The organism is Stieleria marina (assembly GCA_007741555.1).
Lineage (GTDB): Bacteria > Planctomycetota > Planctomycetia > Pirellulales > Pirellulaceae > K23-9.
In genome coordinates this window covers 2,053,188-2,068,507 of the sequence record CP036526.1, presented here as the reverse complement: position 1 = coordinate 2,068,507, position 15,320 = coordinate 2,053,188, and the positions used below count along the sequence as shown (strand labels likewise).

General features: G+C 55.0%; 12 protein-coding genes. 8 read left to right on the top strand and 4 right to left on the bottom strand.

Translation table 11 applies throughout. The annotated features are described in order from the left end of the window. Positions 1–150 precede the first annotated feature (150 nt). Positions 151–1,896 (top strand): TlpA family protein disulfide reductase, encoded by a 1,746-nt coding sequence (locus tag K239x_RS07280; RefSeq protein ID WP_419189780.1) that lies wholly within the window; start codon positions 151–153, stop codon positions 1,894–1,896. A 60-nt stretch (positions 1,897–1,956) separates the two neighbouring features. On the opposite strand, the gene K239x_RS07275 is transcribed toward K239x_RS07280, so the two are convergent. Continuing rightward, entirely contained in the window at positions 1,957–3,114 is a 1,158-nt protein-coding gene (locus tag K239x_RS07275; protein WP_145417114.1) for a hypothetical protein, read from the bottom strand. A gap of 23 nt (positions 3,115–3,137) precedes the next feature. Then, on the bottom strand, positions 3,138–4,478 hold the full coding sequence (locus tag K239x_RS07270) for a glycosyltransferase (RefSeq protein ID WP_419189779.1): 1,341 nt from the start codon (positions 4,476–4,478) through the stop codon (positions 3,138–3,140). A gap of 383 nt (positions 4,479–4,861) precedes the next feature. Between K239x_RS07270 and K239x_RS07265 the strand changes: the two genes are divergently transcribed. Further along, positions 4,862–5,089, top strand: coding sequence for a hypothetical protein (locus tag K239x_RS07265; protein WP_145417112.1), 228 nt, complete (start codon positions 4,862–4,864; stop codon positions 5,087–5,089). Positions 5,090–5,132: 43 nt separating this feature from the next. Here the strand turns inward: K239x_RS07265 and K239x_RS07260 are convergent, their stop codons facing one another. Further along, entirely contained in the window at positions 5,133–5,957 is an 825-nt protein-coding gene (locus tag K239x_RS07260) for a (5-formylfuran-3-yl)methyl phosphate synthase (protein ID WP_145417111.1), read from the bottom strand. Positions 5,958–6,052: 95 nt separating this feature from the next. Here K239x_RS07260 and K239x_RS07255 point away from each other — a divergent pair, with 95 nt between their 5' ends. Continuing rightward, entirely contained in the window at positions 6,053–7,231 is a 1,179-nt protein-coding gene (locus tag K239x_RS07255) for a ribonuclease D (RefSeq protein ID WP_419190056.1), read from the top strand. Positions 7,232–7,307: 76 nt separating this feature from the next. Here K239x_RS07255 and K239x_RS07250 read toward each other — a convergent pair whose 3' ends face one another. After that, the gene (locus K239x_RS07250; RefSeq protein ID WP_145417109.1) at positions 7,308–10,802 is read right to left on the bottom strand and encodes a DUF11 domain-containing protein; all 3,495 of its coding nucleotides are present in this window, start codon (positions 10,800–10,802) and stop codon (positions 7,308–7,310) included. Positions 10,803–10,973: 171 nt separating this feature from the next. On the opposite strand from K239x_RS07250, the gene K239x_RS07245 reads away from it, so the two are divergent. From K239x_RS07245 to folP, 5 genes are all read left to right on the top strand, one after another. Further along, positions 10,974–11,333, top strand: coding sequence for a hypothetical protein (locus K239x_RS07245; RefSeq protein WP_419189778.1), 360 nt, complete (start codon positions 10,974–10,976; stop codon positions 11,331–11,333). Between the two features lie 176 nt (positions 11,334–11,509). Continuing rightward, on the top strand, positions 11,510–12,289 hold the full coding sequence (gene recO / locus K239x_RS07240; protein ID WP_145417108.1) for a DNA repair protein RecO: 780 nt from the start codon (positions 11,510–11,512) through the stop codon (positions 12,287–12,289). Further along, a complete protein-coding gene (locus tag K239x_RS07235; protein WP_419189777.1) occupies positions 12,286–13,737 on the top strand; it encodes a tetratricopeptide repeat protein in 1,452 nt (483 codons plus the stop codon). The genes recO and K239x_RS07235 overlap by 4 nt, the downstream gene beginning before the upstream one ends. Then, positions 13,734–14,282: an LPS assembly lipoprotein LptE gene (gene lptE, locus K239x_RS07230; protein ID WP_419189776.1), complete on the top strand. Its 549-nt coding sequence runs from the start codon at positions 13,734–13,736 to the stop codon at positions 14,280–14,282. The genes K239x_RS07235 and lptE overlap by 4 nt, the downstream gene beginning before the upstream one ends. Positions 14,283–14,288: 6 nt before the next feature. Beyond that, positions 14,289–15,143, top strand: coding sequence for a dihydropteroate synthase (gene folP / locus K239x_RS07225; RefSeq protein ID WP_473163570.1), 855 nt, complete (start codon positions 14,289–14,291; stop codon positions 15,141–15,143). The last annotated feature ends 177 nt before the right edge of the window (positions 15,144–15,320 follow it).

Sequence of the window (15,320 nt, the reverse complement as noted above, 5' to 3'; positions counted from 1 at the left end):
GTCTGAAACTCGATCAATCTCCTGCGACTCGATTTAAAAACGCAATCAGCTGCCGACGAGAAGGCCCCTGCGCGATATCATTGGGATCGCAGCACCGACTGGTGCTGCACCAGTTCGCCAGAGCCACCCCCTGCCATCTCGGGACGACGCATGTTTCGCGCCATCAGTACCGTTCACAATGCAAGCCGATTTCCCCAGCCACTGGCTCCCCGGCGACAGGCTTTGCTAGCCGGGCTTGCGTTAGCGTTTGTTTGCTCTGGCTGCAGCATGTCCGAAGACACCTCCATCGACAATCCGCCCGATTTAGACGCGGATCCCTCCGGTCAAATGGCGTCGCAACTGATCCAGCCGACGACATCGACTAACCCCGACTTTGCCCCGACGCACTCGCAAGCCCCCGAGCGTGGCGAAGAATTCATGCCTCCCGCTCTCGATGCGACGTCGACGGATATGACTCCCATTCAAGGTGGAGAGCCGTCCGACACCGGCATCGTCGGCGATGAACCAGAACCGTATCGGTCGCCGCTGACGATCGCCCCCGCGGAAGACGAAACAGCCGAAACCGAGGACCAGACCGAACCGCTTCAACTGGCAGCGGATTTGTCGCCGCAGGAGCTGATCATCTTTCTCGGCAAAGCCGACCAGTACATGCAATTGCTGTTTTCGGGACGCGGGATATCGGACCGAAACGAAGCGTTCAAAGAGATGAACCGAGTCGCGAAAACCAAGCTCGAAGCTTCTCGCCGCCTAATTGAACATCCGGACGCCGATGCGACGCAACAGATCGAAGGCGCACGCGGCGAAATGCAGTCACTGTCACACTTGGCCGCTCAGGGAAACCTAAAAGCCGCCGAGGATCTTGCTACGCTGGCCAAAAAGAACTTTCAGTCCAATGACCGTCTGCTGGTGGCTGACAGCCGTGTTGTGCTGATCGGATTTGCCATCGAATCGCTGCAAGCTGGCAAGGAGGGTGCCGCGGATCAGATTGTATCGCTCGTTGAATCCGTCGATTCTTCTGATGACCAGCCCGATGTGCCTGCGTTGATGATGATGGGTCACGCCCGTGGCCTGCTGGCACAGTACGAATTCGACGAACAGGCCGTCAAAGTACGCCAGCGGATCCTAGATTTGTTTGCGGACTCCTCCAATCCTGAGATAGCAAAAATGGCGGCGCAGGCGGCGGGCAATGTCCGCTTCGATGTCGTCGAAAGAATGCGTGCTTCGATCGTCGCGGGCAAATCAGTTACTAAAAATCAATGGATCGAATCGGTCGACGAATTGATCAACGATGCCCCCGACCTTGTCACCGTGCAGTATTTGGCAGGAGCGGCACTTGAATTTGAAGCTTCAGGAGCCGATTCGCTGGCGACTGTGACGTATCAAATCATGCAAGACCGTTTCAAGAATCCCAAAACCGCCACCGGTCGCGAAGTAAGTGTGGCATTGGAAGCACGTGCAGCTCGCCAGCGTGTGATCGGGAATGTTTACGCACCCGACCTGCCGTCGACTAGCGGCAATTCGATGCCGCTTTCAAACCACGATGGCAAAGTCATCTTGATGCCATTTTGGGCGACCGGTTTTCCCGAATCGCTGCAAGTGATTCCTATGCTCAAACGCATTCAAAACGAACATCCCGACGACGTCGTCATTGTGGGCATGAACCTGGATCCCGCCGATACACGCGTCGACGAATTCGAGCCCGACAAGAAGCTGGGCTTTCCCAGTTACCGGAGCGAATCGTCTGCCGATCAAGGCATGGGGAATCCGGTGGCCGCGCAATTCGGCATGGTATCGATGCCTTTCGTCGCCATCTTGGACCAACAGCAGCGCATCGTTGCCCTGGATTTCACTGGTAGCAAGCTTGAGCCGACCGTCACCGAGCTGCTAGAGAAGTGAGATGGTCCGTGGTGCTTGGCACCAACAGACTGCGCATCGATTCGGCACGCAGACGATGCTCTAAGCTACTGCTGCAGCGGCAAGTTTGATGGACTTCATTGCAGTCAGGTTTTCATCGTGAAAGGGCAAACAAATGGCCGATGGCCGACGTTCGTTCGTTTCTGACAGCAAGCGGCCAATGAAACGTTCGCCATCAAGGTGTTCGTCATAGTAAGTCGACACACGCTCGCTTATCGCGGCAATTACATCCCGATCCATCGCGTCGATTCGTTCGATCGCGGCATGCAATCCTTGACGTCCACGGTAGGTGATTGCGTTCTGGCCATCGATCAACATTGGGCAAAACCGCTCGGGGTACTCAACCACAGGAATCACCCCAACACTCATCGCTTCGATGATGTTGTGACACATTGGCTGAGCGATACCAGGACAACACAAAAAGAACTGATGCTGCGCCAACGTGGGTAGCCATTGATCGGTGGAGATGGGAACTGCTGCATCACCAGCCTCCGTCGGCGGCAAAATAATCGGCATGCGATCCGCAGACTGAACTTCACTTCGCTGGGTGACAATGCGTTGTTCGTACGTCTGACGCACACAATCCAGGATCTCCAAGCGGTTCAGCACATCAAAGCCTTTTCGCATCACATCGCGACCATACTTGGCACGTTGACTGCCTGCGAAAAAAAGACCTGAGCGATTCGACGTCGCTCGACTAGCTAACAAACAACTGCGGTCAGCGAATTTCAAAATCGCGGGGTGCATTGGATAAGGCATCACGGAACCGGCCGGCGCGATGTCATCGCCAATCATGAAGTCCTTTCCGATCAACATCGTCGTGATCGGCTGACCATTCAAACGGCGTGTGACGTCACGATTGGCCACGTCCGTCATGACGACTGCGTTTGCCGGCACCAACTGATCGTCACCGACCCAGGATACGTTTTGCATCTCCAGGGCTTGAGTCCCAAATGGTTTATGCGCGATCGCTGCCAGCAACAGTCGTTGACAACGAATGATCAACGCCGACTGATGTTGTGCGGCGTAGTGTGCGATCGAGGCGAAGTGCCGACCACAGTCAATCAGTAAATCCGGCGTGTACAGATCCAGAACGATCGGACGGTTGCCGAAAACCGATGTGCCTGCGGATCGGTCGCTGAGCCGGTTTTTGGCCCGTGCAATATCGATCGGATAGCGAAGGTAGTGCCGAATCTTCATTTCAATCTACTCTGATAGTTGCGTTACGACGCCATTCGATGCTGTGCATTGACGACCGGCATGCCCATTTGCTTGATCGTGTTGGCTCCGGTGTGCCGCTTGCGCATGACGTCTGCGTAACGTTGCGACCGATCACGCAAAGCAACGTAGTCGCCACGAATTCGCTGCAACAGACTCGGGATCTGATCGATTGTGCGATAGCGATATCCGATCGCCCCATCGCCGCCGGCCACTTGTAGCTGATCGTCTAACCAGCATTTTTCAGGAACGACAACGGGAACGCCCGCCACCATCATTTCCAATAACACGCCGCTGCAACGGGCTTCGTATCGGACCGGATCATACAGAAAGAGCCCGACATCAGCGGTCCCCAGCCATTGGTGATACTCTTGCCCAGGCAAATCGGACGAGACAATTTCCAGCGGGCTAACCGTGTCAGCCGAATGACGATCAACAGCCGCGTGATAGGCGGGATGCAATTCCGACGGGATCAATCGCTTCCACGTGTCGGGACGCACTTGCAGCGAAAAGCGATACTGATTGTCCGCAAGAAACGGACGATGAATTGCCGAAAGCAGCGTCGCGATCTTGTCACGTCCTTTTTCAGCACGCGGCATACCGGCCATCAAGATTTTCAGTGGCTGCTCTGCGTTCCGTTTTTCATGCCGCATGACCGACTGCCGCGAACGCGTTGGATAGGGCACCGGAGCAGCATCAACGCCCACGGCTTCAAGCTGACTAGACAGAGAATGAGTGGTTGCGAAAAGCGAAATCGAATGCGGCTGACTGGCCTGGACCGCAGCATTGACCTGCTGCCCAAATTCTCGCGCTCGTCGCGTGATTTTGTTGGACGCAAAGAGAGCAAAGTGAAAAATCGCACTAACACTCAGCGGCGTCGATGATTTGTATTGCTGCAGCGCGTTTGACAGAGCCAGCATGACAAAATCATCAGCGGTGTTTACCAATATCTGGTCCGCAGCTTCGGGCTTCCAATCGTTTATCAATTTTAGAAAACCATCGGACCACTGTTGGATCATTCGCTGTGGGTTGCGTTGACGACGGGACAGGGCATCACGAACTTGTTGAGACGCGCGAAGTGGGAAACTGGCACCAACAGGCCGAGCCATTCCAGCACGCTGCACAAGCGAATTGCCATCTACCCCCAACGACCAAGCATTCATTCGTCGCGGCTCAAACACACTACGAATATCGCAGTGCAATTCAGACGCTTTGCCTTGATCAAAGGACTGATTGGTGGCCAGCGTCGGACGATACCCATGCTGCTTTGCCCCCTGCATCAACAACTGAGCAAGTTCCAAATAGTGCCCCCCCGAATCGCGGATGTTTTCATCAATCAACAACATCCGCGCACCCGAATTCTGATTTGTCGATGAATGCATAAGGCGCCGCACGGAGTTGGGTAGTAGGTCAAGCAATGAGCCCCTTAGCTACCAAACCCAACCTACCTAAGTCCACCCGAAAACACGGTCCAGTTCAGTTGAAACTCAGCGAGCAATTGCCCGCGAAAACGGACTATCTGGCCCTGCAATGTCAAGAAAAAAACGATGAAATCCAAGTATCGACAATCACTGCCAATTAGGGAATCTGATCTCGATTTGTGAAGTAGACTGTAGGGTGCAATCGATGTTCACGGGATACTTTTCGTCTAAGAAGAGCTTTCGGAATGAACGTTTCTTTTGCAATCAAAAGATCAAACCGCCACAACAGATCCTTAGGTATAGCGAAGATGCAGTTCATCGAATTAACAGGCAAGACCTTGCTGGATATCGTCAACGAAGGCGAAATTGATTTCAAGGAATTGCACGACGCGGGCGTGAAGAGCGATTCGATTATCCGCATCAACAAATTCGGAGAGATCGAACTACGCGGCGCGGATCAGTGGACCATGATCGGCGGCCTGATCGGCAACTTTGAAGAACGCCTCAAAGACATGACCGGTCTGAACTGGGCTTAGAGACAGTTCGCACGCATTGGCCCCAGAAGTTGGACGCAGCGTCTTACGACGCCGCATCATCCGCGGCAATTGCTTTGCGTTTGCCCATCGTGTCAGACCAAAGTTTCAGGCGTTCTGACGACAACGAAGAAGTGCGATTCTGATCACAGGCGTCCCCTCGAATCCCGATGCAGTGAGGATCGATGCGATTTGCCAAGAGTTGCTCTAGGTGCGACAACTTGATCGAACCGGCTAGCGTCCACCAAATGCCTCGGCTACGGGCCAGGGTCGCAAGCCTTCGCAAGCGTTCGATCCCCAAAGCGTCAAGAGTTGCGACGCCCGTTTTTGTAAACGTGTCAAGCAAGCAGCGTTTCATCCCACGTTGGCTGGCCAATTCAAAAACTTCTTCGGGTGGCAAACAGGCGGCGTTTCCGTAATCGGCATAGGCCACCGCAACCAGTTCGACGCTAGCAGGCAAACGCTGTGCGGCGTCATCCCAGAGCTGCAAAAGGTCTTGCGGCGAATCACACTGACTGGGGCCGACTTTGGCAAATGCAAACGACGGCGGCACCGAGCTGGCGATTTGCAACATGTCACTACGTTCCCCAAGGGCAGCCGACAATTCAAAGGCTGCCGAATCCGTCGCCGCCGAAGTACTCGATTGCAAACGGGCGGCCTGTTGCCAAATCTGCGGGTCGACCGGAGCGAGCGCGCCTTTGCGAGGTTCTTTGAAATCGACGATATCTACGCCATAGCTTGCCGCGAGCGAAAATTCGACTTCGTTTCTGACGCTGACCAACCAGGCCATTGGGGCGGCGAGGACCGTCTGTGAATCCCGATCTCGCCCAGGCTGCGGCAAAATGTTTTCAGGTGGAGTGCGATTTGTCACGTTTGGTTGGATAGGCGATAAGTATCAGGGCGGTTACAGTCATTGTTCGCCCTATGGACGACCTTTTCGATGCCTTTTTGAATGTCAGCGTAACGTTGAAACACGAGTATATAAACACAGCCGCCGGCTTGGACGATCTCTGCACTGAACTAGCCAAGCAGAAAGTCATCGCCTTTGACACCGAATTTGTCTCCGAAGACTGCTACCGGCCCCAATTGTGCCTCGTGCAAGTCGCTGCCGGAGACATTTTGGCCATCATCGATCCGATGCCCATCGGAGATACGCAGCCGTTTTGGGATCTGATCGCCGAACCGGGTCGAACCGTGATTGCACACGCAGCACGAGAAGAGTCGCGTTTTTGCTACCGATTTACAGGGAAGCCAATCGGCGGTCTTTTCGATACTCAGCTGGCAGCTGGATTCGTGGGCATGGAATATCCCGCGTCTCTAGGAAATCTGGTCAATCGGCTTTGCAACAAAACGCTGCCGAAAGGGCAAACACGCACCAACTGGCGTCATCGCCCACTCAATAAAGACCAAATCATCTACGCATTGCACGATGTGACTGAGCTGGAAGAGATGTACCGCAAGCTCAGCACGATGATCGACAAACTGGATCGCAAGGAGTGGGTCGACGAAGAAGCTGCGTCGAAGCAGCAGGCCGTCATCGATGCCGAAAACCGTGAAAACTGGCGACGCGTCAGCGGTTCATCGGGACTCAATGCAAGACAGCTAGAAATCGTCAGACACCTTTGGCGGTGGCGTGAAAATCGAGCCAAGGCAACCGACCGGCTGACCAAACGTGTGATGCGTGACGACTTGATCGTCGAGCTTGCCAAGGTCGGCTCGTCAGATGAAAAAAAGATCCGCAACATTCGCGGGCTCGATCGACGCGGATTTACAGACCACTACGAAGATATCGCCACAGCGATTGGCGACGCGTTGGCAGTTCCCGAAGACGACTTGCCCAAACGTTCGCGCGGCACACGACGTGTGGTATCGCCGATGCTCAGCCAGTTTCTTTCGACGTCGATCGCTTGCATCAGCCGCCAACAAAAACTGGCACCGCCCATTGTCGGAAACGCCGAAGACGTCCGAGAACTGCTTGGCTACGAACTTGATCGCCGCAAGAGCGATACGGAACCGTCCCTGCTAAAAGGCTGGCGAGGCGAAATCGTCGGCAAGACCTTTCGTCGTATCCTGGCCGGTGAACTCGCCATCCGCGTCGCGGACGTAACCGAAACGCAGCCGCTGGAATTCATTGACGTGAAGTAGACGCGTCCCGCCTGCGCACAAAAAACGCACCGGATCCTATCCGATGCGTTTTGTTTTTTGTCAGGCTCAGTCTCGTCTAGCGAGTTTGTGTGTCGCCGCTGCGACGACTGACACGATCACTCTTGGGGTTCATGTAGTGCGTCGCTTCTTCGGAGACCAGGATCGTATCGCCCGAGCGAATTTCGCTGCGGAAACGGTGGTGTCCAGGACGTGCTGCATTGGCGACTACCTTCAAGCGAACTTCTTCGCCGGCACCGATGCGTGCAATCGGATCAAACAGAACTTGTCCGGTCAGCATTTCGCCGCTGTGACCTTCGACGCGACGGGGTTCGATTCCATGGCTGAACTGTGCGATCGCACGAACGTCGGTCGCTGCTTTGCTGCCGCGGTTACGAATCGTGATTTCGTAAGTCACGTCGGCACCAACGGGAGCCGGTGCAGCAGGGTCATTGATCGTCATGACCAAGTCAGCGATCGATTCGACTCGTGTGACCAGCGAAACCTTCGCCGCCCCCGCTGCCGAACCCTTGCACTCAAACGCAAACGCTTGTTCGCCGGTCGCGTTCATTTTGCACTGGAACTGGTAGTTGCGAACGGCCGACGGTGGCAATGAACTGACTTGCCACTGCAACTGGGAGCCCCGCTGAACAGCTTTGTCCAAACCACCGACGTATTTCACACCAGCTGGCAGGCGAAGCGTCGCGACAATGTCTTCGCTGGTCGCAACTCCCTTGTTCTGAATCTCCAAGTTGTAAGACCCTTCGGTGTCTTGGTACTTCAACTCAGGTCCGGTCAACATGGCTTCCAGTCGAGCTGCCGAAACACGAATTGTCTTTGACGCTTCGGCTCTAAGCTCCAAGTCACCCGATGCTAGGCCGGCAATTTTCAGGTCGCCTAGATCCTGTGCGGTAAGTTCGACTTCAAACTGAGCTTCCTTACCAGGAGGGATGTTGCCGATTCGTTGTGTCTGAGGAGTCGGGGAGTTTGGCGACAACGTGAAGACCACGTTGGGAGCCATTCCGTCACCGGGATTCAGCACGCGAACGCGATAAGTTTGTGACTGACCAAAGACGACTTCTTCGGGGCCTTCAATGGTCAATTCCAAACGTGGCTCACGAACTTCGATTTGAGTCACGCTCTTTTGAGGCATCAACGTCCAGTCAACATCCAGGCCGTGAGTACCACTTCGTTCTGCCTTGAGACGGACCAACATCTTTTCAGATGCTCCGGCCGGCAGCTCGTCGATCGTCCAAACAAGACGTTCCTTGCCAGCGTTTTTATCCGGAGCAATGCCACCACGACTTGCACTTTGACCAAGCACTTCGGCCCAGTCTGGGATCATCGCACGCACCATGACGCCTTCGGCATCGATCGATCCGCGATTTTCAACGCGAATTTCAAACTGGTGTGATTGACGGATCATGATCTGCTTCGGACCGTGGGTCACGACGCGAATCCCAGGTAACTCCGATGCAACGACCGAGTTGCCAGTATCGACGACTCGTTTGGTCGGTGCAGGAACCGCAGCCGCTTGGGCTGGCTGCGAAGGACGCATTTCATTTGCAATCGTGCGTCGTTCACGCGGCTGAAAATTGGATTCAACTTGAATCGCCGGGGCAGCCTCTTGCGTTCGCATCGGGCGAGTCACGCCTTGTGTTTGCGGCATGTACGGACCATTGCTGTATTGCTGTCCGAATTGCTGCCCAACGAACTGATCGCCGCCCAGTTGTGCACCAGCACTTTGGTTGCCATCGAATTGGCTGACCGCTGGCTGAGGATCCAAATACTGGTTGCCCATGTACGGGTCACGGCTGTAGGTGCGATCGTAAGTTTGCGAAGTCGCGGGAGCCTGAGCAATTCGCGGAGCAGAAACTTGATCAGGTGATGCGTAAGGCGAGCTCGATGGGGAACCGTTTTCGATCGGAGCGATCACGCCCGAACCAATTGCAGTCAGTTTCGGAGTCGAATTGGCCATCGAGGTTTGCTGGTCAAACGCGTTAGCAGGCGGTCCTGAGAAATGCGTCTCACCACGATGAGCTGTTACCGACGAAGGTGCCTTCACGTTCAAGACTGGCTTGGACTTCGCAATCGCAGGAGTTGGACTGACGGCCGGAGCCATCAGTTGCGTGGTGGCTTCCGTTTTCTTTTCGGCTGGCAACGGTGCAGCGGATGTAGTCACATCCAACTTCATCGGGGCAGGCTTCTTCAGCTTGGCGATTCCAGGGGCAGCAAGCGTCTGGGCGGAACCATCCGTTGCAGCAGACAATTTCGCCGCCGAAGCAGCGAGAGCCGATGCGGCTGGAGTTGGCTGGGCGGTAACCGCAACGGACTTTGCTTTGGCGGGTGCCGGAGAGAGACTCATCGGAATCTCTGCTGACGGCGATACTTTGGCTTGCACCTTGTCAGCAACCGATGACTTGATCGCGGCCAGATCCTGCGCCGCGTCTTGGAGTGCCGATTTCGCAGCCTCGGCTTTGGAAGCAGCCAGATCGGCAGCAGCCTTTTTTGCAGTTTCAACAGCAGCAACTTTCTTCGCGGAAGCAGCGGCGTCAACAATCATGCGCCGCGGAGCTTTTGGAACTAAGTCTTCGTCCAATTTTGTATCGGCTGCCACGGCGTCAGGTGTTGTCGAAGCGGCAGCAATTTCCGATGGATCCAACGCATCAATGACGCGGCGGCCTGAACGTCGGCTACTGCTGGTCGATGACAATACGTTGGTTTCGCGGCGATCGACGATGATCGGTTTGGCATCTTTGAGAGATTGTGGACGACTGACGACGGCTCCTGATCCACTGATGCGACTGCTCGCTGGCATCGCCTGAAGTGCCGGTTTAGTTGTCGACCGAGTCATGATCGATTGACTTCCGGCGATCGAACGCCCAGTTGAAACTGAAACGCTCGTTTGTGGCGTCGCTGCCGGACGCGGCAAAGTTGCGACCTGAGCTGCGGGTGCCTGACTTGGATCGCGAATGGGTCCGCGCTGCAACGAAGCAGTATCACGACTGGGCTTATGAAATGGGATACCGTCCCAGTTCGGTGCGATTTGCTGGCGATGATTGCGGGCAGCTGTGTTCGTGGACTTGTTTGCAGGCTTGATTGCTTCGACCAACCCGTCCAGCACACCAGCGGCAGGCACAACAGCTGATCCATGCGAACGATGGGCGTTCGCCGTCGTTCGGGTAGGCGCCGCAGTTCGCACGTTGGTTGACGCTTGAGCGTTGCCGCCGCTGAAGGCGTGCAAGATGCCTCCGGTCAACCCTGTGTCGTTGGAAGTACCGGCAACTTGGCGAACACTCTGTCGTGTCACAGGTGCGTGGTGACCATGATTGTGATGGCCGGTTGGCTGATTGGCCGTCGATTGAGTCGACTTTGTCGCCGGCTTGCGGAAGATCGCAGGCAAACGCAAACCCGTCTTTCCTGCATTTCCTTCTCCACTTTGGGAAGCCTTTGCGGAAGTACGGTGTGCTGCCTTGTAGGGCGGAGCGCCAGTGGAAAATGATCCCAGCAGGATCGCCAAAGGGAGTGTAAGAATGATCGAAGCTACGATGATTCTGCGGTTGCCGCGGTTCATCCGTAAATCTCGCGTGTATGCGTAAGGGGAGTCCATCAATCTTGATATCGGCCCGTCCTCATGTAACAGTTGAACTGAATTTGACGATTATTCCGATTCTGCGACTCTTCACCGCTTGGGTACCATTTCCCGAATCGTGAAACTGGCTGATAATCGACGCTCAGCAACCGCATGACGAATCCCCTCATTCAACTGACTCTGCTTACTATGTCGCGACGCGAAAAAATCTTGGCCATGTTGGCCGACGATCCCACCGATACTTTCCTGCGTTACAGCTTGGCCATGGAATTGCGAAGCGAAGGTTCGCACGACGATAGCATTGCGAAGCTGCAAGAGCTGACCAAAGACGCGACGCCGTACGTCCCAGCGTTTTTCATGGCCGCGCAACAACTTGCTGACTTGGATCGAGTGGACGAAGCAAGAGAGTTCTTACGAGACGGAATTGAGCAAGCTCGATCACAAGGCGACTCCCATGCAGCGGCAGAGATGAGCGAGTTGCTTGCTTCATTGGGTGAACTCGGAGAACTGTAGTCGGAGAACTGTAGTCATCGGCACGACGACACCGATCATCGCTCAGCGGTACGTGTCTTCGCTGTGGGTGTGCCGTGAAACGACCGGCTGGGAAACTGCGCTCAAAATGGAAATTGCCGCTGCCCGCCCGAAGATACGAACCAATTCGTTTCTCTTAAGAAGGTGCCCCTGCATCCGTGGCCGCTGAACAAACGACCGCAATCGTCCTGCGCACGATCGAATTTAGCGAGACAAGTCTGATCGTCACTCTGTTGTCGCGTGACTTTGGGCAAATGGCGGCGATCGCCAAAGGAGCACGCCGGCCCAAAGGCCCCTTCGAAGGCTCGCTTGACCTGCTGGCCGTTTGTCGTGTAGTCGTCATTCGTAAGAACGCCGATGCGCTCGATCTTTTGACCGAAGCGAAACTGCAAAAGCGGTTTCGCGGTGCTGAGCGTTCACTTCAACAACTGTATGCAGGCTACTACATCGCCGAAATGCTGCGGTTGTTGACCGACAAACACGACCCCCATCCCGACGTTTACGACTTGGCAATCGCGACCCTCGCTCAAATCGACTGCGGATTGAAAAAACCCGCTACCACCATCGCTGCGGCGATGCTGTTCTTCGATGCGCAGATTTTGCGAATGCTAGGGCACGCGCCCTCGACGACGACGTGTACCGGCTGCGACAAAATCGTGCCGCGAACGAAACGAATGGCCTTTGCACTGATCGGCGGCGGTGTGGTCTGCAACGCTTGCCGATCACGCGAACACCAGACTCTCTCGGTCTCCTGTGATTCAATCGACGAACTACAGAGACTGCTATCCACCGACGTGCGATTTCCTCTTTCCGTTGATGCAACCGTCTACGGCGAACTGAGGGCTGTGATGAATCGCTATTTCCAGGCACTGCTGGGCACTCAACCCCGCATGCAGTCCTTCTTGCCAACCGCGATCCGGAAGGAACCGAACGCATGATGTCCCCTCGTGATGTTCTAAACAGCCACTTACATAGTTCCAGCAAATGGATGCTGCTTGCTGGTTTGGCCATTGCGCTGACTGGCTGTCAGTCGCTGCGCAAATCACAGGCATCCGACTTTGGTGATACGCCCTTGGAATTGATTTCCCAAGGCGACAGCCAATCCGGCTCCAGTGTCACACTGGCCAGTGGCGAATCCACTCAGGGAGGAGTCGTGACCGCAGGTGCCACCGAATCCCCATCACAAGCCAACCCGGTGGTTCAAGCCGACGGTGACGCAGCGGCTTACACCGACGCCGACGGCGGCAATCGAGTCGTCAGTTTTTTGACATCGTGGAAAGAAGATCCCGCGACGGCCAAGAGCATGTACAAAAAAGCCGACGCAGCGTTTCGCTTAGCAAAAAGAAAGCCGAACGGTAAATCATCCAGCGAATATTCCGCGGCGGCCAAATTCTTTCGAAAAGCGGGCAATGCCGCGCCGGGGTCTGCACTGCAACAAGACGCCCTATTCATGCAGGCAGAGAGTCATTTCTTTGCAAATGAACTCAACGACGCAACCAAGACTTACCAAAAGCTCCAAAAAGATTTCCCACGCAACCGGCACAACGACCGTGTCGCAGCGAGACTTTTTGACATCAGCAAGTACTGGATCGCAACCAGTCGAGCTGGCGGGGACGCTTGGTACAAAGTCAATCTGTTCGATCATAAACGTCCGGGTTACGACTCCAAAGGTCACGCCATCAAAGTGCTCGATCAAATTCGCTACGACGACCCCACCGGGCGACTGGCGGACGATGCGACCATGGCGGCCGCGGCTGAGTACATTCGCCAAAATGAATTTGAAAAAGCGGATGAATTCTTAACCGATTTGCGAGAAACGTTTACCGATAGCGACCATATGTTCCTGGCTCATTTGCTTGGCATTCGCTGTAAGTTGGAAGTCTACGCAGGCCCAAACTACAGCGGACTGGTTCTGGAAGAATCCGAAAAACTGATCAAGCAAACTCGTCAACGCTTCCCCGACAAATTGCAAAAGCAAGAGTACAACGAAATGTTGGCTCGCGCTACACGCGAAGTGGCTTATCACCAAGCCGAGCGATTGGCTCATCGAGCACGCTACCGGGAAAAACGCGAAGAGTACGGAGCGGCGACCGCGCAGTACCAACAGATTTTGCGTGACCATCCCAGCGCACCGCAGGCCAAGATCGCTCGTTCACGATTGCAGGAAACTCAAAAGCTGCCCGCCGTGCCGCAGAAGAAGTTGGCGTTTTTGACCAAAGTGTTCCCTGATTCACGTCAATCATCGCCGTTGGTTCCTGCAAAAATGCAAAGGAAACAGACTCCAGCCAACCAGTCGCCGGCGAACCAGTCTCCCGCCAACCAACCGCTGACAAACGAAACGCCTACCAATCAACCAACCACCAATCGTGGGACGATGCTGCGTTGATCAAAAACCGCAAAATTCGATTGGTGCTGATGTGCCTTTTGCCGATCGTCGCCTGGCTGACATCCGCTGGAGGTTGCGCGTCGTATCAGTATGGCAACGATGCGTTGTTCCCCGTTGGCGTGACCACCGTTCATGTGCCGATTGTTCAGAACGACACGTACCGGCACAGCCTGGGTCCTCAGCTGTCCGAAGCGATCGTCAAAGAGATCCAAGATCGCACCAACTACGTTGTCACCGGTGACCCCAATGCGGATAGCACTTTACGAGTCCGTATCGTGGCTGAATCGAAGCGAGTGCTGACCGAAGCCAGTACCGATGACCCGCGTGCATTGGACGCGGCCGTCAGCGTGCGTGCGGATTGGGTGTCGCGAAACGGTCAGCCGCTGATGCAAAACAGTTTGATTCCAATGAGTGACACCGCTATTTCGTTTGGCCAAAACATTCGGTTCGTTCCCGAAGCTGGCCAGTCAGTGGACACGGCGATGCAACAAGCAATCGATCAGCTAGCAGCAAGAATCGTTTCTCAAATGGAAATGCGTTGGTAGCGATCCGTGACAAAACCGTGGAACCTAGGTCGCCGCCAGCTGGAATTGAATGAACGTCCGCTGGTAATGGGCATTCTAAATGTCACGCCCGATAGTTTTTCGGACGGCGGCCAACATTGCGATGTCGACGTGGCCGTCCAAACCGCTCTTCAGATGCAATCCGACGGCGCCGACATTATCGACATCGGTGGCGAGAGCACGCGTCCGTATTCAACCGCTGTATCGGCCGCGGAGGAAACGGACCGCATCGCGCCTGTGATCGAACGGTTATCGCAAGAACTACAAATCCCAATCAGTATCGACACCAGCAAAGCATCGGTCGCCAAAGTTGCGATTCAGCTTGGTGCCGAAATCATCAATGATGTCACCGGATTGAAAGGCGATCGTGAGATGCCAAGCGTAGCGGTCGACAGCGGCGTCGGCGTGTGTGTCATGCACATGCAGGGCACGCCGCAATCGATGCAAGATAATCCGATGTACGAAAACGTCGTCGACGAAATCTGCGACTACTTGATCCAACGGCGAAACGCTTGCTTGGAATTGGGAATCGGCGAAGACCGGATCTGCTTGGATCCCGGTATCGGATTTGGCAAAACGCATCAGCACAATCTGCAACTGCTGCAAGCCACACGGCGGCTGGCAAATCTCGGTTCGCCGATTTTGATCGGGCATTCTCGCAAAGGGTTTATCGCCCACGTTTTGAACGATCGCGACGCTGATCGAACAGTGGGAACGATCGGCGTTTCCCTGGCAGTTGCGGCGGCTGGGGCACACATCATCCGCGTGCATGACGTCAAATCCAACGTGGATGCGTTGCGGCTTTTCCGGGTTTGCGGCGCAATTGGCCGTTTTGACGGCTAACCCTCGCGAGCTCTTGATTCTCATCTGCAGAGGGGATAAAAGCCTGCCTTTTGCAGCCAAACTCTCTTTCGGCAATCCGCAGGATTTACGCCGGACATTGCCGTCTTTTTGCGTCATCGACCTGACGCCGTCGCTTATGCGTCCGCTTCGCTTTTTGTGGGGTAAATATTACTGGGG

Bases quoted from the DNA above. Each gene is read 5' to 3' on its own strand.
- K239x_RS07280 (WP_419189780.1), top strand. From the start codon at position 151: ATGTTTCGCGCCATCAGTACCGTTCACAATGCAAGCCGATTTCCCCAG.
- K239x_RS07275 (WP_145417114.1), bottom strand. From the start codon at position 3,114: ATGAAGATTCGGCACTACCTTCGCTATCCGATCGATATTGCACGGGCC.
- K239x_RS07270 (WP_419189779.1), bottom strand. From the start codon at position 4,478: ATGTTGTTGATTGATGAAAACATCCGCGATTCGGGGGGGCACTATTTG.
- K239x_RS07265 (WP_145417112.1), top strand. From the start codon at position 4,862: ATGCAGTTCATCGAATTAACAGGCAAGACCTTGCTGGATATCGTCAAC.
- K239x_RS07250 (WP_145417109.1), bottom strand. From the start codon at position 10,802: ATGAACCGCGGCAACCGCAGAATCATCGTAGCTTCGATCATTCTTACA.
- K239x_RS07245 (WP_419189778.1), top strand. From the start codon at position 10,974: ATGACGAATCCCCTCATTCAACTGACTCTGCTTACTATGTCGCGACGC.
- K239x_RS07235 (WP_419189777.1), top strand. From the start codon at position 12,286: ATGATGTCCCCTCGTGATGTTCTAAACAGCCACTTACATAGTTCCAGC.